This is a genomic window from Streptomyces sp. NPDC059371 (genome assembly GCF_042751995.1).
Taxonomy (GTDB): Bacteria; Actinomycetota; Actinomycetes; order Streptomycetales; family Streptomycetaceae; genus Streptomyces.
In genome coordinates, this window is sequence record NZ_JBHYXD010000024.1 from 73,825 (window position 1) to 93,274 (window position 19,450).

General features: G+C 72.6%; 14 protein-coding genes, 2 tRNA genes and 3 pseudogenes. 4 read left to right on the forward strand and 15 right to left on the reverse strand.

Features of this window, described 5'->3' with window-relative positions; genetic code table 11:
• Positions 1 to 96 precede the first annotated feature (96 nt).
• Positions 97 to 639, forward strand: a pseudogene (locus ACFXGX_RS16680) (M18 family aminopeptidase); the annotation flags it as partial.
• Positions 640 to 707: 68 nt separating this feature from the next.
• On the opposite strand, the gene ACFXGX_RS16685 reads toward ACFXGX_RS16680, so the two are convergent.
• From ACFXGX_RS16685 to ACFXGX_RS16715, 7 genes are all read right to left on the reverse strand, one after another.
• Positions 708 to 781, reverse strand: a tRNA-Lys gene (locus ACFXGX_RS16685).
• A 150-nt stretch (positions 782 to 931) separates the two neighbouring features.
• Positions 932 to 1,690 (reverse strand): IclR family transcriptional regulator, encoded by a 759-nt coding sequence (locus ACFXGX_RS16690; RefSeq protein WP_384790908.1) that lies wholly within the window; start codon positions 1,688 to 1,690, stop codon positions 932 to 934.
• Positions 1,691 to 1,943: 253 nt separating this feature from the next.
• Positions 1,944 to 2,744, reverse strand: a complete 801-nt coding sequence (locus ACFXGX_RS16695) for an amino acid ABC transporter ATP-binding protein (RefSeq protein ID WP_384790911.1) — start codon at positions 2,742 to 2,744, stop codon at positions 1,944 to 1,946.
• Positions 2,734 to 3,384: an ectoine/hydroxyectoine ABC transporter permease subunit EhuD gene (ehuD, locus tag ACFXGX_RS16700; RefSeq protein WP_384790914.1), complete on the reverse strand. Its 651-nt coding sequence runs from the start codon at positions 3,382 to 3,384 to the stop codon at positions 2,734 to 2,736. Before ehuD ends, ACFXGX_RS16695 begins: the two co-directional genes overlap by 11 nt.
• A gap of 40 nt (positions 3,385 to 3,424) precedes the next feature.
• Positions 3,425 to 4,159: an ectoine/hydroxyectoine ABC transporter permease subunit EhuC gene (gene ehuC, locus ACFXGX_RS16705; protein WP_384790917.1), complete on the reverse strand. Its 735-nt coding sequence runs from the start codon at positions 4,157 to 4,159 to the stop codon at positions 3,425 to 3,427.
• Positions 4,156 to 5,085: an ectoine/hydroxyectoine ABC transporter substrate-binding protein EhuB gene (gene ehuB, locus ACFXGX_RS16710; RefSeq protein ID WP_384790920.1), complete on the reverse strand. Its 930-nt coding sequence runs from the start codon at positions 5,083 to 5,085 to the stop codon at positions 4,156 to 4,158. Before ehuB ends, ehuC begins: the two co-directional genes overlap by 4 nt.
• Before the next feature lie 137 nt (positions 5,086 to 5,222).
• On the reverse strand, positions 5,223 to 6,206 hold the full coding sequence (locus tag ACFXGX_RS16715; RefSeq protein WP_384790923.1) for a D-2-hydroxyacid dehydrogenase: 984 nt from the start codon (positions 6,204 to 6,206) through the stop codon (positions 5,223 to 5,225).
• Between the two features lie 246 nt (positions 6,207 to 6,452).
• On the opposite strand from ACFXGX_RS16715, the gene ACFXGX_RS16720 reads away from it, so the two are divergent.
• On the forward strand, positions 6,453 to 7,184 hold the full coding sequence (locus ACFXGX_RS16720) for a decarboxylase (RefSeq protein ID WP_384790926.1): 732 nt from the start codon (positions 6,453 to 6,455) through the stop codon (positions 7,182 to 7,184).
• Positions 7,185 to 7,454: 270 nt separating this feature from the next.
• Positions 7,455 to 8,570, forward strand: a complete 1,116-nt coding sequence (locus ACFXGX_RS16725) for an LLM class flavin-dependent oxidoreductase (protein ID WP_384790930.1) — start codon at positions 7,455 to 7,457, stop codon at positions 8,568 to 8,570.
• Here ACFXGX_RS16725 and ACFXGX_RS16730 read toward each other — a convergent pair.
• Positions 8,534 to 10,489 (reverse strand): putative bifunctional diguanylate cyclase/phosphodiesterase, encoded by a 1,956-nt coding sequence (locus tag ACFXGX_RS16730; RefSeq protein WP_384790934.1) that lies wholly within the window; start codon positions 10,487 to 10,489, stop codon positions 8,534 to 8,536. The genes ACFXGX_RS16725 and ACFXGX_RS16730 overlap by 37 nt on opposite strands.
• Before the next feature lie 354 nt (positions 10,490 to 10,843).
• Here ACFXGX_RS16730 and ACFXGX_RS16735 point away from each other — a divergent pair.
• Positions 10,844 to 11,830 (forward strand): annotated as a pseudogene (locus tag ACFXGX_RS16735) (M6 family metalloprotease domain-containing protein); the annotation flags it as partial.
• 799 nt (positions 11,831 to 12,629) lie between these two features.
• On the opposite strand, the gene ACFXGX_RS16740 reads toward ACFXGX_RS16735, so the two are convergent.
• The 7 genes and pseudogenes from ACFXGX_RS16740 to ACFXGX_RS16770 all read right to left on the reverse strand — a co-directional run bounded on the left by ACFXGX_RS16740 (position 12,630) and on the right by ACFXGX_RS16770 (position 19,273).
• Positions 12,630 to 12,703, reverse strand: a tRNA-Lys gene (locus tag ACFXGX_RS16740).
• On the reverse strand, positions 12,694 to 13,362 hold the full coding sequence (locus tag ACFXGX_RS16745; protein WP_384790937.1) for a bifunctional DNA primase/polymerase: 669 nt from the start codon (positions 13,360 to 13,362) through the stop codon (positions 12,694 to 12,696). The genes ACFXGX_RS16740 and ACFXGX_RS16745 overlap by 10 nt, the downstream gene beginning before the upstream one ends.
• 196 nt (positions 13,363 to 13,558) lie before the next feature.
• The gene (locus tag ACFXGX_RS16750; RefSeq protein WP_328452125.1) at positions 13,559 to 13,936 is read right to left on the reverse strand and encodes a hypothetical protein; all 378 of its coding nucleotides are present in this window, start codon (positions 13,934 to 13,936) and stop codon (positions 13,559 to 13,561) included.
• Between the two features lie 85 nt (positions 13,937 to 14,021).
• Positions 14,022 to 15,356, reverse strand: coding sequence for an AAA domain-containing protein (locus tag ACFXGX_RS16755; protein WP_384790940.1), 1,335 nt, complete (start codon positions 15,354 to 15,356; stop codon positions 14,022 to 14,024).
• Positions 15,353 to 16,948, reverse strand: coding sequence for a hypothetical protein (locus ACFXGX_RS16760; RefSeq protein WP_384790943.1), 1,596 nt, complete (start codon positions 16,946 to 16,948; stop codon positions 15,353 to 15,355). Before ACFXGX_RS16760 ends, ACFXGX_RS16755 begins: the two co-directional genes overlap by 4 nt.
• A gap of 239 nt (positions 16,949 to 17,187) precedes the next feature.
• Positions 17,188 to 18,375 (reverse strand): annotated as a pseudogene (locus ACFXGX_RS16765) (hypothetical protein); the annotation flags it as partial.
• Entirely contained in the window at positions 18,272 to 19,273 is a 1,002-nt protein-coding gene (locus ACFXGX_RS16770; protein ID WP_384790945.1) for a phosphatase PAP2 family protein, read from the reverse strand. The gene ACFXGX_RS16770 and the pseudogene ACFXGX_RS16765, both read right to left, overlap by 104 nt.
• Positions 19,274 to 19,450: the final 177 nt, after the last annotated feature.

Genomic DNA, 19,450 nt, shown 5'->3' on the forward strand with positions numbered 1-19,450 from the left:
CAATATTCCGGTCGGCTGCTTATTTTTTTATAACCCCCCCGGCGGGGGTGGCCCCCCGCGCCCCCCCCCCCGGCGGCCCCCCCCCCCCCCCCCGCCTCCATACCGGTGCTCGCCGCCTTCGACCACGAGGAGGTCGGCAACGGGTCGGAGTCCGGAGCCGAGAGCCCCTTCCTGGAGCGGGTGCTCGGCCGCTCCGTGACCGCGCGGGGCGGTGGCCGGGAGGACTTCGACCGTGCCCTCGCCGGTGCCCTGTGCGTCTCCTCCGACATGACGCACGCGGTCCACCCCAACTACGCCGAACGGCACGACCCGGACCACCGGCCGCTGCCCAACGGCGGTCCCGTGATCAAGGTCAACGTCAATCAGCGGTACGCCAGCGACGGTGTCGGGGTAGCCGCCTTCGCCGCGGCCTGCGAACGGGCCGGGGTGCCGTATCAGCCGTTCGTCTCGAACAACGCGATGCCGTGCGGGACGTCGATCGGTCCGGTCATCGGGGCCCGTCTCGGTGTGACGACGGTCGACGTGGGGGTGGCCGGGCTGTCGATGCACTCGGCGCGCGAACTGTGCGGGGCACGGGATCCGGAGCTGCTGGCGCGGGTGCTGACCGAGTTCGTCACGGCGGGGCCGTCCGGGGGATGAGCGCGGGCGCCTGAGGCTCCCGGACATGCGTGAAGGCCCCCCACTGACGTGGAGGGCCTTCACCAAGGTGCGCCGCCAGGGACTCGAACCCCGGACCCGCTGATTAAGAGTCAGCTGCTCTAACCAACTGAGCTAGCGGCGCATGACTCTCGCCTTCCGCTTCCGCGGTCGGCGACGAAGGAAATACTACCTGGTCCGCGCGGGTGCTTCCGACCAGCCGCGCGGACCACGCGCGTCGGCCACTCGTGCGGGCCCGTACGAGCTGTGCGCGGGCCCGGAGCGGTTGCGGCCGTCAGATCGCGAGGGACAGCAGCACCGGGGTCGCTCCGCGGTTCAGTGTGTCCGCGGCGCGGCGGAGCCGGTGGGCGTGTTCGACGGGGAGCGAGAGGGCGAGGCAGCCGACGGAGGAGCCGGCGGTGATCGGGACGGCCGCGCAGACCGTGCCGATCGCGTACTCCTGGAGGTCGAGCACGGGCACGGCGGCCGGCTGGGAGTCGAGTCGGGACAGCAGGAGCCGCTCGCTGGTGATGGTCCGCGAGGTGAGCCGGGCCATCTTGTGGCGGGCGAGGTGGTCGCGGCGGCCGTTGTGGTCGAGCTGGCCGAGAAGGCTCTTGCCGACCGCGCTGGCGTGGGCGGAGGAGCGGAAGTCGACCCATTCGTTGACCGCGGGGGTGGACGGGCTCTCCGCGTACTGGGTGACGTGCACCTCGCCGTCGATGTAGCGGCTGATGTAGATCGCGGCGCCGACCGAGTCGCGGAGCCGGTCGATCGTCTGCTGGAGTTTCTCGCGCAGCGCCTGCTCGCGGCCGTGGGCGGAACCGAGGCGGCCGAGGGCGGCGCCGGTGACGTACGCGCCGTCCGTGATCTGCTCGACGTAGCCCTCCCTGCGCAGCATGCGCAGCAGTGCGGTCAGCCGGTCGGCGCCGAGGCCGGCCCGGCGGGCGAGTTCGGTCGTGGTGACACCGGTGGTGTGCTGCGACAGCGTCTCCAGGACGCGCAGGGCGTCCTGGGCCGAGTTGTACGGCGCGGTCGGCTCGTTCATCAGCGCCACGGATTCCCCCTGCGCTTCATGGCCCGGCTCAAAAATGACGTCGGCCCGGACACCTGGGCTCACTACACGATAACGGTCAAGACGCCGTCTGTGGCGGTCCGTTGACGAGATTGGTGGTGCGCTCCACGCCTCTCAGCAGGAGCGCACCACCCTGGCATATGCCAAAGGCATGGCACCTCGGGCATGCCCCACTCGCGGGACCTCGCGTCTTGCCGGCCGCGCTCCCCCTCCGCCCCTCGTTCGCTCCCCGATCTCAGAGGACCGCGCCGAGGAATTCCCTGGTCCGGTCGTGCTCCGGGTCGCCGAAGATCTTCTCCGGCGGGCCGGATTCGATGACATGGCCAGAATCGAACATCAGCACCTGGTCCGAGATGTCCCTGGCGAAATTCATCTCGTGGGTCACACAGAGCATCGTGATGTCCGTGGTGCGAGCGATGTCACGCAGGACGTCGAGGACACCCGCGACCAGTTCCGGGTCGAGCGCGGATGTCACCTCGTCCAGGAGCAGCACCTGCGGGCGCATCGCCAGCGCGCGGGCGATGGCCACGCGCTGCTGCTGGCCGCCGGACAGCCGGCCCGGCCGCGCGTCGCACTTGTCCGCGAGACCGACCAGGTCCAGCAGTCCGCGGGCCCGTTCCTCGGCCTCGTCCCGGGACAGGCCGAGGACGGTCACGGGCGCCTCGGTGATGTTTCTGAGCACGCTCATGTTCGGGAACAGGTTGAACTGCTGGAAGACCATCCCGATCTTCTTGCGGACCTCGCGGACCTGCTTCCCCTCGGCGGGGAAGAGCCGGTCCCCGGCGACCGTGATCGTGCCCTCGTCCGGCCGGGTCAGTGTCATGAGCAGCCGCAGGATCGTCGTCTTGCCGGAACCGGACGGGCCGATCAGCGTGACGTGCTTGCCGGAGTCGACGCGGAAGTCGAGGTCGTCGAGGACGGTGTTGTCCCCGAAGCGCTTGGTGACCTTGTCGAAGCGGATCAGCTCGCTGCCGTCCACCGGGGGATTGGCGAGGTCGTGCAGGGGACTGGTTGCGGTGTTCGTGTCAGCGGACAAGGCGTCGCTCCAGGGCTCGCAGCAGCAGGGAAGCCGGGTAGGAAATGAGGATGAAGGCCACACCGATGACCGTGAGCGGCTCCGTGAACTGGAAGTGCTGCTGCGAGTACAGCCGCGCCTCGCCGAGCATCTCCAGCACGGTGATCGTCATCAGCAGCGGGGTGTCCTTGAGCATCGCGATGACGTAGTTGCCGAGCGCCGGCACCACACGGCGGACCGCTTGCGGCAGGATCACCGCCGTCCAGGTGCGCCGCGCGGGCAGGCCGAGCGCCGTGGCCGCCTCCCACTGTCCGGCGGGCACGCCCTCGATGCCGGCCCGGTAGACCTGCATCGTGTACGTCGAGTAGTGCAGTCCGATCGCGATCACACCGGTGGTCAGCGCGGAGAACGTGATGTTCCACTCGGGCAGCACGTAGAAGAGGAAGAACAGCTGCACCAGCAGCGGGGTGTCGCGCACGAACTCGGTGGCCGCCCCGACCGGCCAGCGCACCCAGCGCGTCGGCGTCCGCATCAGCAGCGCCCACACCAGGCCGAGGGCGAACGAGATCACCGAGCCGAGGGCCAGCGCCTGAAGCGTGATCAGCAGACCGTCCCAGAAGTGCGGCATGAAGTCGCCGACGGCGTTCCAGTCCCAGGTCACGAGGCACCACCGATCGTCGTCTCCATGAAGGGTGTGCCGTTCATGAGGCACCTCCGCCCGCGGCCGCGCCGGCGCCCGCTCCGGCCGTCGCGGCCCGCTTCGCCTCGCGGGCCGGCATGCTGTCCGACGTCCTGCCGACCCCGGCCTTGAGCCGCTTCTCCAGGCCCCGCATCAGCCGGGTGAGCAGGAAGGCGATGACGAAGTAGATGAGCAGGACGTACGTGTAGACCTCCGCGCTCTGCTGGAGGGCGAGCCGCACCAGGTTGGCGCTGAAGGTCAGATCGCCCATGCCCATCACGGAGACGAGCGCCGTGCCCTTGAGCAGTTCGACCAGCAGGTTGGAGAAGGGCGGGATCATCTCCGGCACCGCCTGCGGCAGCAGGATCAGCCGCATCCGCTGCCAGGGCGTGAAGCTGAGCGCGATCCCGCCCTCGCGCTGCGCCGGGTCGACCGCGGTCAGCGCGCCGCGCACGATCTCCGATCCGTACGCCCCGTACGTCAGCCCGAGCGCCAGCGTGCCCGCCCACAGCGGGACGAGCTGCCAGCCGAAGGCGAGCGGCAGCACGAAGTACACCCAGAAGATCATGATCAGCGCGGAGGTGCCGCGGAACACCTCGGTGTAGAAGCCCGCGAGGAAGCGGACGATCCACGACCGCGAGGTGCGGGCGATTCCCGCCAGGAAGGACATGGCTCCGGCCAACAGCGCGCTGAGGAACAGCAGTTGGACGGTGACCCAGATCCCTTCGAGAACGAGTTTCCAGAGTCCCGATGTCATCCGCGGCACAGCTCCTTCGCGGTCATGTCGGTCATCTCGGCCCTGGTGAAGCCGAACGGCCGCAGGATGCGGAAGAGTTCGCCGCTCTCCTTCATCTTCCGCAGCTCGGCGTTGAAGGCGTCCCGCAGCCGCGTCTCCGGCGAACGGAAGGCGAAGCCGCCGCCGTCGATGTGCGGCTTGCCCTTGACCAGCGGCGCGAAGGCCTTGGTGCTCTCGGTCTTCGCGGAGTTCCGCACCACCTCGCGGACGGTCAGCGCCGTCCCCGCGAAGACGTCGGCGCGCCCCGCCTCGACCGCGTTCAGCCCGGCCACCTGGTCGGGCACGATCAGGATGTCGCTCTCCTTGTACCCGGCCTCGACGGCGTACTGGATCTCCGCGTAGCCGGTCCCGGTCGCGAATGTGGCCTTCTTCGCCACGACGTCCCGGTAGTCGCGCAGCCCCTTCGGGTTGCCCTTGCGCACGATGAACGCGTCGAGCATCTGATAGTCGGGGTCGGCGAAGATGACCTGCTCGCAGCGCTCGGCGTTGATGTACATCCCGGCGGAGACGACGTCGAACTGCTGCGAGTCGAGCCCGGGTATGAGGGAGCCGAACTCGGTCGGCACCGGCTGGACGCGGTCGACTCCCAGCCGCTTGAACACGGCTTTGGCGAGTTCCGGGGCCTCTCCGGTGAGCCGGCCGTCCCGGTCGATGTAGCCGAAGGGGATCTCGCCCGCGATGCCGAGCCGGACGACGCCCTGCGCCCTCAGCCGACCGAGGAGATCACCGCCGTCCGTCGACGCCGCCGTGGCCACGCGACTGCAGCCGGCGGCGCCGAGCGTGCCGAGCGCGGCCACCCCCGCGAGCAGCGACCGGCGGGTCGTCCCGGACTGCGGTCTGTCGTATCTCGTTGCGTTCGCACATGTTTTCCCAAGTGGTGGAGCCATGGCCGCGCGGCTACCCGGGACCATGCGATGTATGCGGGCCGGATTCGCCCTTGCGCCGGCGGCCGAGGAGTTGTACGGCGTCGGCCCGGCCGGTTCCGGACCGGCCCGTCGGCGCGGCCTGGTCCCTCCGGGTCGGGTCAGTGTCCCGGCACGTACCCGCGCTTCTTGTCGACCACGTTCGACAGCGGCTTGCCCGCGGCCCAGCGCTCGTACAACTCCACGAACTGCTCACCCAGTTCGTCCCACCGGCCGACCGTGTCCCCGCTCATGTGCGGCGACACGATCAGGCCCGGGACGTCCCACAACGGGCTGTCGTGGCCGAGCGGTTCGTGCTGGAAGACATCGAGGGCCGCGCCCGCGATCCACCGCTTCGACAGCGCCTCGGCGAGCGCCTCCTCGACGACGAGCCGACCGCGCCCGACATTGATGAAGCGGGCCGAGGGCTGCATCATCCCGAAGCGCCGGGCGTCGAACATGCCGCGTGTCTCCGCGGTGAGCGGCGCCGCGGACACCACCCAGTCGGCGCGCGCCATCAGCCGGTCCAGCTCCTCGGGCCCGTGGATCCCGGTGCGCGGGACGCGTCCCACCAGCGCCGTGATGACACCGAGCGCCTTGAGAGTGCGCACGATCGCCCGCCCGATCGGCCCCGACCCCACCACGCAGGCACGGGTCCCGGCCACCCGCTGCGACTCCCGGTGCCGCCATTCGTGCCGGCGCTGGAGGTCCCAGGTCCGCGGAAGGTCCTTCGCCATGGCGAGGACCAGAGCGGCCACGTACTCGGCGATCGGCCGGTCGAAGACACCGCGCGCGTTGGTCACCACCGTGTCGGAGGCGACGAGCTCGGGACACATCAGATGGTCCACGCCCGCGCTCGCCGTGTGCACCCAGCCCGGCCGCGGCCCCTCGCCCGGCCAGGCACGGCGTACGGCCTGCGAGGTGAAGTCCCACACGAGCAGCACGTCCGCGTCCGGCAGCTTCTCCGCGAGCGTGGACTCGTCGGCGTGTTCGATCCGCACCCGGCCGGTGAGCCGGCCCAGCCGGGGGAGCGGGTCGGCGTCCAGGACGAGCAGGGTGGCCGGGGCCGACGGGCGGGGAGCACCGGGGGACGTACGGGCGTTCATCAGGGGAAACCCTTTCGCAAGGGGACCGACCACGCTCGCACCCGAACCCGCGGCCGTCAACACCGGCGTACGACGACATCCCCCGGTCGGGGCGAACCCCGGAGACCGGGGTGATCTCGGCCAACCAGGTGGAGAAACGGTCGGCGCTGCGCCAACCGGGTACCCGGGCGGTGGGCCCTCGCCGGCGGCTGATTGACCGTGCCGCCCGGCGGGGACCGTATTTCCCGATGAACAGGAAGGTTGGGCATGACCGCACTCGGATTCCTCTACCCCGGCCACTCGGCCGAGGACGACTACCCGCGCATCGAGCAGCTCCTCGGCAGCGACATCCGCCTGACCGTCGTCCACACGGACATGGGCGAGGACACGCACCACGTGGACGCGCTCCTCGAAATGGGCTCGGCGCACCGTCTCGCGGCGGGCGTCGACGAGCTGCGCCTCTCCGGCGCGGAGGCCGTGGTCTGGGCGTGCGCGAGCGGCAGCTTCGTGTACGGGGTACAGGGCGCCCACGAACAGGTCCGCGGCCTCGCCAGGGCGGCCGGACTGCCCGCGTCCTCGACGTCCTTCGCCTTCGCGCACGCGGCGCGGGAGATCGGCGCGGACCGGGTCGCGATCGGGGCGGCCTGTCCCGAGGACGTGGCCGCGCTCTTCGCGCGGTTCCTGACGGAGACCGGTACGGAGGTGGCCGCGGTCCGCGGCTCCGGTGCCGCCACCTCCGCCGAGCTCGCCGGCTGGGACTACGGCCGGGTCCTCGCGCTGGCCCGGGAGTCCGACCATCCGGACGCCGACGCGATCCTCCTGCCCGACACGGCCCTGCACACCGCCTCCCATCTCACGGCCCTGGAGAAGGACCTCGCCAAACCGGTCCTCACCGCGGCCCAGGTCACGGTCTGGGAGGCCCTGCGCCTGACGGGCCGCAGGGTGAACGCCCCAGACCTGGGCACCCTCTTCACCAGAGAACCCATCGTCCAGGCGTGACTTCCAGAGGTCCTCCGGCAGACGATCCGGTCCCGGCGGCACCAAGATCCAGCCCCTCCGGTGCCAAGATCCAGCCCCTCCGGCGTTTGCGGAGCGGGGGTCCGGGGGCAGCGCCCCCGGGTACGGGACGGGCAGGGGCGGAGGGGGCGACACAAGGCCCCAGCCCCGCCCGGGGGCGAGTTCGGCACCCCGTCCCGGGGGAATAAGCGGAGACAGCCTCCTGTTACTGACGCGAGGACGCATCAGGTACGCAAACAGGAGGCACCCCCGGTGGACGAGACGCCCGAGACGGACGAGATCCGCGGCACAGCACAGGGCACCGCCCCCGTACCCCTGTCCGTACTGGACCTGGTCACGGTGGGCGCGGGCCGCACCGCGAGCGACGCCCTCCGTACCAGCGTCGAGATCGCCCGCCTCGCGGAGAATCGCGGCTTCCACCGCTACTGGGTGGCCGAACACCACTCGATGCCCGGAGTGGCCAGCTCCTCGCCCGCGGTGATCCTCGCCCACCTCGCCGCCCACACCCACCGCATCCGGCTGGGCTCCGGCGGAGTGATGCTCCCCAACCACGCCCCGCTGGTCATCGCGGAGCAGTTCGGCACCCTGGAGGCGATGGCCCCGCACCGCATCGACCTGGGCCTCGGCCGGGCCCCGGGCACGGACGGCGCCACGGCCGCCGCGCTGCGCCGCACCCAGCGCCCGGCCGAGGGCGCCGACGACTTCCCCGAACAGCTCGCGGAACTCGTCCGCTTCCTGGACGACGACTTCCCCGACGGCCACCCCTACACCCGGATCCACGCCGTCCCCGGGCCCGTCCAGGCGACCTCGCCGGGCGGCGTCCAGTCCCCGCACCGGCCCCCGGTCTGGCTGCTCGGTTCCTCCGGCTTCAGCGCCCGCCTCGCCGGTGCCCTCGGCCTCCCGTTCGCCTTCGCGCACCACTTCTCGGCGCAGAATACGATCCCGGCCCTCGACCTCTACCGCGAGTCCTTCCGGCCGAGCGCGGTCCTCGACGCCCCGTACGCGCTCATCGGCGTCTCCGCCCTCGCCGCCGACGAGGAGAAGGAGGCCCGCCGTCAGGTCCTGGCGGCCGCCCTGAGCATGGTCCGCCTGCGCACCGGGCGTCCCGGACTCGTGCCCACCCCGGAGGAGGCCGAGGCGTACGAATTCAGCCCGATGGAAAGGGAGTTCATCGGCTCCTGGAACGCCAACGTCATCCACGGCACCGCGGACGAGGTGCGCGCCGGCCTCGACGACCTCCAGAAGCGCACCGGCGCCGACGAGTTGATGATCACGGGCAACGCGCACAGCGGCGACGTACGGCTGCGCTCGTACGAACTGATCGCGGACGCCTACGGGTTGCCGGGGGATCCGGCCGCCGACGCCTGAGGGCGGGTCGCCGACATCAGGAGCGCGGAGATGCGTTCCGGCGCCACCGGCCGGGAGTACAGCCACCCCTGGCCGGTGTCGCAGCCGATCCCGCGCAGCCGTGACGCCTGCGAGGCGGTCTCCACGCACTCGGCTGTGACCGTCAGGCCCAGCCGGTGGGCGAGCTGGATGAGCGCCTCGACGATGACCTCGTCGGCCGGGTTCGGGTGGGCGGAGGAACCATCGGCGTTCTCGTACTGGAAGCCGCGGACGAAGGAGCCGTCCAGCTTCAGCACGGACACCGGGAGCCTGCTCAGGTAGGCGAGGTTCGAGTAGCCGGTGCCGAAGTCGTCGATGGCGATGCGGACGCCCATGTCGCTGAGAGCCTGCAGAGCCTGGAGCGGACGGCCCGCCGAGCCCATCACCGCCGACTCCGTCAGCTCCAACTGCAGCAGATGCGGGGCCAGTCCGGTCTCCGCGAGGATCTTCGCCACGTCCGCCACCAGGTCGGAGTCCCAGACCTGGCGCACGGCGACGTTCACACTGACGAAGATCGGCGGCGCGTCCGGACGGTCGAGCTGCCAACGGCGCGCCTGGCGGCAGGCGGTGGCCAGTACCCAGCGGCCGAGCTGGACGATCGAGCCGTTCTCCTCGGCGAGTCCGATGAACCGGTTCGGTGTGAGCGTCCCGAACCGCGGGTGGTTCCAGCGGACGAGCGCCTCGACGCCGTGCACCCCGCCGTCCTCCATGCCCACCAACGGCTGGTACTCCAAGGCGAATTCACCCCGCTCGACCGCCGAGCGCAGGGTGGACGACAGGGCCTGGCGGGTCATGCGGTGCGCGTTGCGCTCCGGGTCGAAGAGCGTCCAGCGGCCCTTGCCGTCCGCCTTCGCCCAGTACAGCGTGGTGTCCGCGGCCTGCATCAGACCGGTCGCGGTGGTGCCGGTGGCGCGCCGCTCGACGACCCCGATGGACGCCGACAAGGACAGCCGCTGCCCCGACAGGTCGAACGGCGCCTGGAGCGCCTTCAGCACGGACTCGGCGAGATCCGCCAACTGGTCGGTGCCCGTGGAGTCCTCGACGAGCAGGGCGAACTCGTCCCCGCCCAGGCGCGCCACCAGGGGAGCGGCCGCCCTCGTGAGGCCGGCCGCCTCGGCGCAGCGGGTCAGACGCTCCGCGACCGCCGCGAGCAGCCGGTCCCCGACCCGGTGGCCGAGAGTGTCGTTGACCGCCTTGAACCCGTCCAGGTCCAGATAACAGAGCCCGATCCGGCCGGTTCCGCACTCCTCGTACGCCTCCGCCTCCAGCGCCGCCGACAGGCGCTCGAAGAACAGGGTGCGGTTGGGCAGCCGGGTCACCGGGTCGTGCATCTGCAAGTGCCGCAACCGCGCCTGGAGTTCACGCCGCGCGCCGATGTCGGTGACCGAGACCAGGACCGCCCGTTCCTGCGGGGGCAGCGGCGCGATCGTGATCTGCGCCCAGATCACATGACCGTCGGGGTGCTTGAGCCGGCGGGTGCAGCGCAGCCGGGCCTGGCTGCCGCCCAGCATCTCGCGGTACGCGTGCCAGGTGCGGGCGTCGGAGGCCAGGTCCACCAGGTCGGCGGCGGCCCGCCCGGCCAGCGGCCGCGTCCCGGCGCCGAGCAGCGTGGCCAGTGCCTCGTTGGCGGTGACGACGAGACCTTCGCGGTCGACGACCGCCATCGCGAGAGGAGCGGTGGCGAACGCCGCGTGGAAGGTGCGGAGTGACGTTCCGTCGGGAACCGCCGGGGGCGCGGGCGTCCCGGAGGGCGCCCCCGCCGTCACGGACGGTACGGAGGGGGCGAGTGGGCCGGGAGAGGTCCCGGCGGACGTACGAGAAGACGTGCTTACGTGACGTTCTGTGACGGCCGGCCGGACGAGGTCCCCCGCGGGCGCCGGCCCTTCGGACGTTCCGCTCACCGTTCGCTCCCGCAGTGCACTCGTTCTTCGTATGGGTCTCTCGGGGCGGTCGGCCGGTGATGGGCGGCCGCACAAGCCGTGTCCGTGCAGGAAAGTGTGCCGATCATAGAGGCTGCCCCCGAAACGGTGCGGCCACTGTCCAGTGTCCAGGAACAACCACCTGTTCTGACAGATCGTTTCTGCCTGTTATCCGGACGGGTTGCTTCTCTCGTCGGCCGCACGTGACGTTCCGTGCATGTCCGGGGGTGTCGGTCCGCTCGCCGACTCACTCTTCCGGTGCAGGCAAACAGGGCGAAGTAGTACAAATGCGATCAGGCTGGAGGCGGTGTCCCGAAACCGCATCCGGAGGTCGACGTGCCGCGTCCGCTCCCCCTGAGGGTTCTCGCTCGCGGGGCCCTGCGCGGCCTCGCCCGCGACGGGGCGCTCCGCTGGCGCAGCACCGCGGCCATGTTCACCTCGATGACCGCGCTCGCCGCGACCTCCCTGGGTCCGGGCCACGCGCTCGCCGAACCCCTCGCGTCACCCTGCGCCCTGACGCGGACCGCGGCGCACCACTCGGAGGGCGCCGACACCTGGAACACCGCGTACGTGCGTCCCACCCGCCCCCTCGACGCCGTGATGGTCTTCCTGTCCTTCCCGGACTCCACCCCGCGCACCACGCCCGCCGAGCTGACGGGCGACTACTTCCCGGCCACCAGCCGTTTCTTCGAGCAGGCCTCGTACGGAAAGTTCACGGTCCGGCCGCACCCCCAGCGCGCCTGGATCCGGATGCCGCACGCCTCCACCTCGTACGCCATACAGCGCGACTGGAACGCCGGCGACCGTGCCGCCTATCTGCGTGACGCCCTCGCCGTGGCCGACCCGAAGGTCGACTTCTCCCGTTACGACGTCGTCTACTTCGTGGCGGACCCGGACGCTCCAGGCGTCGACTCGGACGCCACGAAGGTCGTCAACCTGGACACGCCCCTGCGCGCGGACGGCAAGGACATCCGGCGCGTCGTCACGGTCTTCGAGAAGCATCCGCCGGACCGCCTCGTCCTCGCGCACGAGACCGGCCATGTCTTCGACCTGCCCGACCTCTACCACCGCCCCGCCGACGGCAAGGGCGACTGGGACACCTATGTGGGCGACTGGGACCTCATGGGCAGCCAGTTCGGCCTCGCCCCCGACCTCTTCGGCTGGCACAAGTGGCGGCTGGGGTGGCTGGAACCGCGCCAGGTGGCGTGCGTACTGGGCGCCGGCACCACCCGGTTGACGCTGGAGCCGCTGGAGACCGGACCCGCGCGCTCCGCGGTGGGTTCGGCCGGCGCGAGCGCCGGGGGAGCGGTCGGTGCCGGGGTGCTGGCCTCCCGCCCGGCCGCTTCGACGGCGAGTGGGCCGGCCGCGGCGGACGGGACGGGAGGGATGACGGCGATGGGAGGGATGACCGAGCTGAGCGGGGCCACCACCGGAACGGCTGGGACGAGCGGGGTCACCGGAATGGTGGGGGCGAGCGGGGTCACCGGAATGGCCGGGATGAGCGGGGTCACCAGTGCGGCCGGGACGAGCGGGGTCACCAGTGCGGCCGGGACGAAGGAGGGTGCCGAGACGGCCGGGGCGAAGGGGGCCTGGCAGGGGCCGCGGGTGCCCTCGGGCACGGCGCGGACGTCCTCGCGCGGTTCGGGCGCGCCGGGCATGTCCCCGATCGCGGTGGGTGTGGCGGCGCCGCCCGGCTCGCAGACCTTCGGCGCCGGCTCGGGCACCAAGCTGGCGGTCGTCCCGACGGGCCCGGACAGCGCCATCGCCCTGGAGGCGCGCGGACCGGCGGGCAACGACGGCTCGGCGTGCGAGCGGGGCGTCCTGGTCTACCGGGTCCGCAGCCGGACCGAGTCGGGCAGCGGCCCCATCCAGGTCCTCGACGCCCACCCCCGCTCCGAGTCCTGCTGGGAGGACTCGGTGTACCCGCCGCTCGCGGACGCCCCGGTGCGCCTCGGGGAGAGCTTCGCCGTGCCGGGCGCGGACATCCGGGTCCAGGTGGAGGACCGGACCGCCTCGGGGGCCTGGACGGTGCGGATCACGACGGGCTGAGCGGCCCCGTGAAGGCGGAAACGACGAGAGCGGGATGTTCGCGTTTCCGCGAATCATCCCGCTCTCGTTGGCGTGCGCCGCCAGGGACTCGAACCCCGGACCCGCTGATTAAGAGTCAGCTGCTCTAACCAACTGAGCTAGCGGCGCCTGCTGACGTCGTAGACCTTAGCATCCTGATCGGCGGGAGGAAAAATCGATATCCGTACCGCCGCCGACGCCGCCGCGCGGGCCGCCCGTACGGCCGCCCAGAGCAGGATCTCGGGGCCGGGGAGCCACGGCTGCCGTGTGTCGGGGGCGACCAGCCAGCGGGAATCGGTCCGTACGGTTTCCGGCGCGCCGCCCCCGGGATGCGGCGGAGGCACCGTCACCGCGTCCCCCGTGCCGTGGCAGAGCAGCGGCGGCACCTCCCGGCACCGCCCCGACCGGCCGCCCGGTTCCGCGCCCCACTCCTCCCACTCCATGAGCGAGGGGAGCCGCTGGGCGGTGCCGGGCGCGGCGAACAGCAGGATCCGCCCGCGGTGGGCCGCCACCGGGCCCGAGCCCGGCCCCTCCTCCCAGAGCCGGTCGAGCATCCGCCGCCCGAAGAGGGCCGAGGCGCTGACGACGTCGAACGCGTTGCCGCAGAGCAGGACGACCGGCGCGTCGGGCCGCTCCCGCCACAGGGCGAGCGTGCTGCGCGGATGCGTTCCCGCCGAGGCGAGCCAGGCCGCGCCCTCGGCCGTGACACCGGAGACGTCCAGCCGTTCGGACGACCTCGCCCCGGGGCTGTGCGGGGTGCTGCTCGGCGCGTTCCGTGTGCTGCTCATGCCGCATACATCTACCGGCGGTGAGCGCCCGGCCCCGGACGGTTGCCCGAAACCGGGACAGGCGGGGCCCAGGTGGAGTATCTTGCCCGGCTGGCATATGCCAGCCGGGGTGAAAACGGGACGTCCGGAGGTCCCGGTCCCGGACCGGGGCGTCCGACGGTCCCCGTCCCGGACGGGCGCGTCGGAGCGGGTCGGGTCAGAGTGGGTCGGTCACCCCGTGACCGTGTCCGTTGCCCTCCGTGCCCCGCAGCAGGTCCTGGCCGAACTCGACCATCTTCTTCGCGTAGTCCTCTGTCCACTCGGCGCGCTCGGCGATCGAGGCGGTGGTCAGCCGGTCGAAACGACGCGGATCGGCGAGCTGCGCGGCGGCGATGGCCTGGAACTCGACGGCCCGGTCGGCGGCGGCGCGAAACGCGTGCGCCAGCTCCGTGGACCGGTCGAGCAGCGCGCGCGGGTCGTCGATCGACTCCAGGTCGAAGAAATGCTCCGGATCCCCGGCGGCTTCCGCGGGCTCGAAGAGCAGGGGCGCGGGGCGTAGCCGCGGTTCGTTCCGACGCGGCGTGGGCTCCGCCATGTCTTCTCCTCCTCATGCGGTTCGGGGCCCCTCTCGGCAAAGGGCCACCGTCCATTGTCTCGCGCCCGCGCAAGTGGGCCCGACCTCAGGACCGCCAGGCCACCCGGTGTTCCGCCAGGTGTGACAACACCGAATGATTGGCTTCCCAGCCATCCGGAAACTTCACGGTCACTCCCAGCTGCACGGGCTCGGTCGACGGGTGGTCGTCCAGCAACTCCGTGATTCCTTCCCGGCAGATCACGATGCACGCGTGCCGGTGCCGGGAAGCGAGGACGCACAGACGTCCGGTCTCCAGATGGAAGGCCGTGGCGTCGGGCCGCCCCGACAGCGGGTGCAGGACGACCGTGACATCGAACTCCCGCCCCTGGAGCCGGTTCGCCGTGTCCACGGTGACGTCCGTGACGCCGAGACCCGCCAGCGCCGCCCGTACGGCCGCGGCCTGGTCGCGGTGCGCCGTGCCGACCGCGATCCGCTCGGCCGTCAGCGGCACCGGCTCCTCCGCCCGCTCCGACGTGGCCGCGCCGCCCCGGTCGAGCAGCCGCCGCACGACCGCGGCCACCGCGTGCACCGCCTCCGGGTCCGTGCGCGGAGTGTGCCGCGCCGGCAGCTCCAGCAGACCCCAACCGGACTCCGCCGCCTCGTCGATGACCCGGTCGGTGCCCGAACCGTCCGAGGGGACACCGAAGTTCAGCCGCCGGTCGCCGTGGCCGGTGCCGCTGCGGAACGGCGTGTACGGGTAGAAGGCGCCTGAGACCAGGGGCGCGGCCGACGCGGGCAGCCGCCAGGACACCGGCAGCCGGTGCTGCGGCAACCGCGGATTGTGCGCGAGCAGCGTGGACACCGCGGACGCGGACGGGTCGTACGACAGTCCCGCCCACTGCTCCGCGCCGACGATCGAGAACGGGTCCAACTGGCCGGGGTCGCCCACGAACAGCGCCCGCTCGAAGAGCCCGGCGACCGCGAGGAGCGCGTCCGAGCGCATCTGGTACGCCTCGTCGACGATCGCGTGCCGCCAGGGCTCGACCCCCTTGACGTGGGCCCACTTCGCCGCCGTCGAGACGACGACGTCCAGGCCCGCGAGGTCCGCCGCCTTCGTGGACTTGCGGACCTGGTCAAGGCCGTCGAGGGCTTTGTCGTACGGATCGGAGTCGCTGCTGTGCAGCCGGCCCACGGGCAGGTCCGGCTCCTTCTCCGCGAGCCGCAGCACCAGGTCGTCGACCTGGGCGTTCGTCTGCGCGACGACCATCAACGGGCGCCCCGCGGCGGCGAGTTCGAGAGCGGCCCGGACGACGAGGGTCGACTTGCCGGCGCCCGGCGGGGAGTCGACCACGACACCGCGGTCGGTTCCGTGCAGGGTGTCGCGCAGGATCGCGTCGGTGGCACGGGAGGCCTCGGCACCCGGGTCGAACACGGCGGTCACAGGGCGTCCTCCTCGGTCACCGGGTCCGGCAGCGGCAGGGCGGCGGCCTCACCGGGCGGTCCTCCGTGCGTCCACGGCGTCTCCTCCGGGTCGGGCAGCTTGGCGCCGCCGCGCTGCTCGTGCTCGAAGAGGGTGAAGCAGACGACGTCCCCCTTCTCCGGCACGGACCCGGCCTCGGGTTCCTTGCCGCGCCCCATCTTGTCGACGATCCGAAGCACCAGGGACGCGCCCTCGTCGTCGTACCCGACGAACTCCGCGGCCTGTGGCTTCCCGCCCAGCGAGCGGTACACCCTGGCCCGTTCCCCCAGGTGCGGGCGGTCGTCCGTGCGGACGGTCACCAGCGGGCGGGGGCTCGGCCGCTTGCCCTCGCCGTACGCCATCACCACCTCGGTGACCTCTCCGGCGAACGCCTCCCCGGCGAGCCGCCGCCCCGCCATGACCAGCGGGTCGTCGAGGGCCTCCTGCGCCTCCAGCCGGGCCTGCTCCCGCTCGCGCGTGGCCAGCTTGTTCGCGGCGGTGACCGCGTCGTCGTGGCGCGGCTGCGGCGGCTCGCCCGCCACGACCCGGTCGCGGTGCCCGGTGAACGACCAGCGGTCGCGGGTCCACCGGTCGGCGGCGTGCGCCCCTTCCGGCAGCGTCCGCAGCAGGTCGAGGCCCCGCCAGACCGCGTCCCAGGTGGGGCGGGTGACACTCTCGACCAGTTCGCGGATCGTCCGCTCCGCCGCGGTGAGTTCACCGAGCCGGTCGTCCGCCTCGACGCCGTCCTCGGCGGCGGCCAGTGCCGTCCGCGCGCGGTCGTAGCGTTCGATCGCGGGGGCCAGCAGCTCGTTGTCGAAGGCGGGGTCGGTGGCCGGTCCGGCGGGCGGGCAGACGAGCTGGCCGCGCGCGTCGCGCTGGAGCTCGGCCCGCACCGCCGCCTCGGCGCCCGGCGCGCCGTCCGGCGGATCGAGCCAGGCGAGCAGCGCGCCGAGGTGCTGGTCCTCCAGGCTGCTCTGCCCGGTGGCCCAGTGCCGGGACAGCACGTCGGTGAGGGCCAGGAGCAGGGCGGAACCCGGCACCCGGGCGCGCTCCCCGAAGTGGGTCAGCCAGCGCCCGAACAACGGCACCCGGGGAGGCGCCGGATGCGGGGCCTCGGGATCCTGTTCGGCGGTGCGGCGAAAGCGGGTGGAGCGCCCGAGGAGACGGACGAACTCGATGCCGGCCCGGCCCGGCACGACGATCTGCGGCGCGTCCGCGCACAGCTCGACCTCGACCTTGACGCGCTTGCCGGTCTCCGGGTCGGTCTCGCTGCGCTCGGCCGCCTCGACCACGTCCGCGAAGGTGTCGATGTAGGGCAGGACGACGTCCGCCAGTTCGGCGAGGAAGGCGAAGCGCAGGTCGCGGTCGCGGGGCTGCGGCACGACCAGCAGCCGGGGCGCGTCCCGGTCCGTGCCGACGAGAGCGCCGAGCGGGGCTCCCGCCTCGCCCGCGGTGGTGAGCGGCACGAACACCAGCGGCCGTTCGGCGAGATGGCGGTGGAGCGCGGTGGCGGCGGGCTGCGCCCGGCCGCTCTCGACGGCCTCCAGCCGCGCGAGGGCGGTGATCAGCGACATACGCCCGCCTCCCGGCCGTCGGCGGCGCCGGGGGCGGCGGCCTCGGGTGCGCTCGCACCGGTGGGTACGGGCGTTTCGTGTGCGTCGGCCCTGGGCGCGCCGGTCTCCGGGGCCGGGAAGCCGGGTGCGGGCACGGTGGGTACCTCGGCGAGGTCGCCGCCCGATCCCCTCCGGCCCGCCGCGCGGTCGTGCGGAACCCCCGTCGGTGCCGCCGCCGCGACCGGCACTCGGGCTTCCGGCGCTCGGGTGCGGGTCTCCGCGGCCGTGCCGCGCAGGGCCTCCGCGCGCAGCAGTGCCGCTCTTCTGAGGGCCGCGACGGTGGGATCCCCGGGATCGCCCGCCTTCCCGTGCGCCGCGGCCAGGACGGCGGGGACGGTCGTCAGACCGCCCAGCTCCGCGCGCAGCGAGCGGCCGAGCGAGGTCACCGCGCCCTCGGCGCGCGAACGGGCCCGGCAGTGGAGGGCCAGTTCGCAGGCGGACAGGCACTCGGGGGCGTAGGTCGCGGGGACCGCCTCGACGGCCGTGATCAGTTCCTCGGCGGGAAGGCCGGGGGAGAAGCAGGTGCCCTCGGGGAGGGCGGCCGCGATGTCCTCGACGCGGGTGAGCCGGGCGAGCTGGCGGCGGGTGACCGCACGCTGCTTGCGCACGTCGACGGCCGAGGCGGCCGGGAGGTTGGAGAAGTCCTTCGGGCAGACCAGCAGGACACGGTGGTGGACCTCGGGAGCGGGATCGAGGCGGGCCGCGACCTCCTCCAGGGCCAGGACGTACACCGCGGACTGCCGGGCGGCGGCGCCCACCTTGGCCGGGTCGGCCGAGCCGTCGAGCATCGGGAACGACTTGATCTCGACGACCGTCCAGCCCCCGTCCGGATGCACGACCACCGCGTCCGGCTCCAGGAAGGCCGGGGAGCCCGCGACGTCCAGGGCGAGCATCGGGTGGTCGAGCAGCGTCCAGACGCCGGCCCCGGCGGCCTCGCGCAACGCCAGTTCCGTACGGGCCGTGCGCCCCTCGGGGCCGATCGCGCTCAGGTCGGGCACGGCACCGGCGCCGGGTGGCTCGGCGCCCGGGTCCAGCTTCTCGTGCACCAGCCGCAGCAGCTCGGCACCGCCGTCGGCCTTGACCCGCGCCTCGAACGCGTTGCCCCTCATGAAGGCGAACTGCGACATCCCGAACGCCGACGGCGCGCCGAGCGCACCGGCCAGCTTCGCCTTGTCCACACCCACGCCGTCCAGCAGGGCACGCCGGTCGCACCCGGGGTTGGCGGCGAGCGCCGCGAGGGCGCGCGCGTCCAGCGCCTTCGGCGCGATGTCGGGACCGCGCAGCTCAGCGAGCTGCTGTCGCAGCGCTGTCGCCCGCGTCCGTGGCGGCGGAACCCGGCTCGGCTCCCGGCCCGGGTCGGGACTCGCGCTGTCGGGGAATTCGTTCACCCGGGGAAGTCTGGCACCCCGCACTGACAATCGCGGAACCCTCGCCCCCCGAGGCACCGCCGCCCCACAGAAGAGCGGCCTTCAGCAGCGTCCGCACACGGTTCGCCGCCCGCATCACGAGCGGGGTCAGCAGCAGACCGGCCCCCATCACCGCGACGCCCGCGGCGGCGTCCAGGAAGTAGTGGTTTGCCGTGCCCATCACGACGATCGTGGTGAACAGCGGATAGACGACGGCGGCGACCTTGGCGGCGGGCGTACGGCCGTGGCGCCACAGCATCACTCCGCACCACAGCGCCCAGCCCACGTGCAGGCTCGGCATCGCCGCGTACTGGTTCGTCATCCCGCCCATGCCGCGCGGCGCGCTCGCCTCGCCGCCCCACCAGCCGTAGCCGCTGTACTGGGCCATCGTGTCGACGAAGCCGTGCTCGGGCGACAGCAGCCGGGGCGGGCAGGTCGGCAGCAGGGTGAAGCCGATCAGGCCGATGAACGTGGAGGTCCAGAGCCAGGTGCGGGCCGCGCGGTAGCGCACGGACCGGGAGCGGAACAGCCATATCAGGATCGCCGGCGTCACCAGGTAGTGCAGCGAGGCGTACCAGAAGTCGGCGGGCACGCCGAGCCAGGCCTCCCGCGTGAACAGCCGGTTCAGCGGATGTTCGGCGTTGAGGTGGAGGGCCTTCTCGACGCGCAGGATCTCCAGGCCGTGGTCTATGGCACCGGAGGCGTCGCCCCGGGCGAGCAGCCGGCCCGCGGTGTACGCCGCGTACACGAGCAGGATCAGCGGGACCTCGGTCCACCAGCGCAGACGCACCTGCGACGCGGCCGACGCGCGCAGCTCGGCCCACCGGCCCGACCGGACGCGCGGTGCCGCTCCGGTACGCGGTGCATCGGTCTGCGGCATCCGATCGCCCTCCCCCATCTGCTCATGTCCTTCTGCCCGTGGTGACCGGCGGTCGGTGGCCACCCCGGGATTTTACGGTGTGCGCGAATGCCCCGGAGGGGCGCCCCGGATGTCAAAGACGCGGAGATCGCCCCCCGGGTTGCCCGGAGCGGCGGTGCGCGATGATGGAGTGACCCA

What these genes read in the sequence shown, in the direction of transcription:
- ehuC (WP_384790917.1), bottom strand. Translation starts at nt 4,159, where the DNA reads ATGACATCGGGACTCTGGAAACTCGTTCTCGAAGGGATCTGGGTCACC.
- ehuB (WP_384790920.1), bottom strand. Translation starts at nt 5,085, where the DNA reads ATGGCTCCACCACTTGGGAAAACATGTGCGAACGCAACGAGATACGAC.
- ACFXGX_RS16715 (WP_384790923.1), bottom strand. Translation starts at nt 6,206, where the DNA reads ATGAACGCCCGTACGTCCCCCGGTGCTCCCCGCCCGTCGGCCCCGGCC.
- ACFXGX_RS16720 (WP_384790926.1), top strand. Translation starts at nt 6,453, where the DNA reads ATGACCGCACTCGGATTCCTCTACCCCGGCCACTCGGCCGAGGACGAC.
- ACFXGX_RS16745 (WP_384790937.1), bottom strand. Translation starts at nt 13,362, where the DNA reads ATGAGCAGCACACGGAACGCGCCGAGCAGCACCCCGCACAGCCCCGGG.
- ACFXGX_RS16750 (WP_328452125.1), bottom strand. Translation starts at nt 13,936, where the DNA reads ATGGCGGAGCCCACGCCGCGTCGGAACGAACCGCGGCTACGCCCCGCG.
- ACFXGX_RS16760 (WP_384790943.1), bottom strand. Translation starts at nt 16,948, where the DNA reads ATGTCGCTGATCACCGCCCTCGCGCGGCTGGAGGCCGTCGAGAGCGGC.
- ACFXGX_RS16770 (WP_384790945.1), bottom strand. Translation starts at nt 19,273, where the DNA reads ATGCCGCAGACCGATGCACCGCGTACCGGAGCGGCACCGCGCGTCCGG.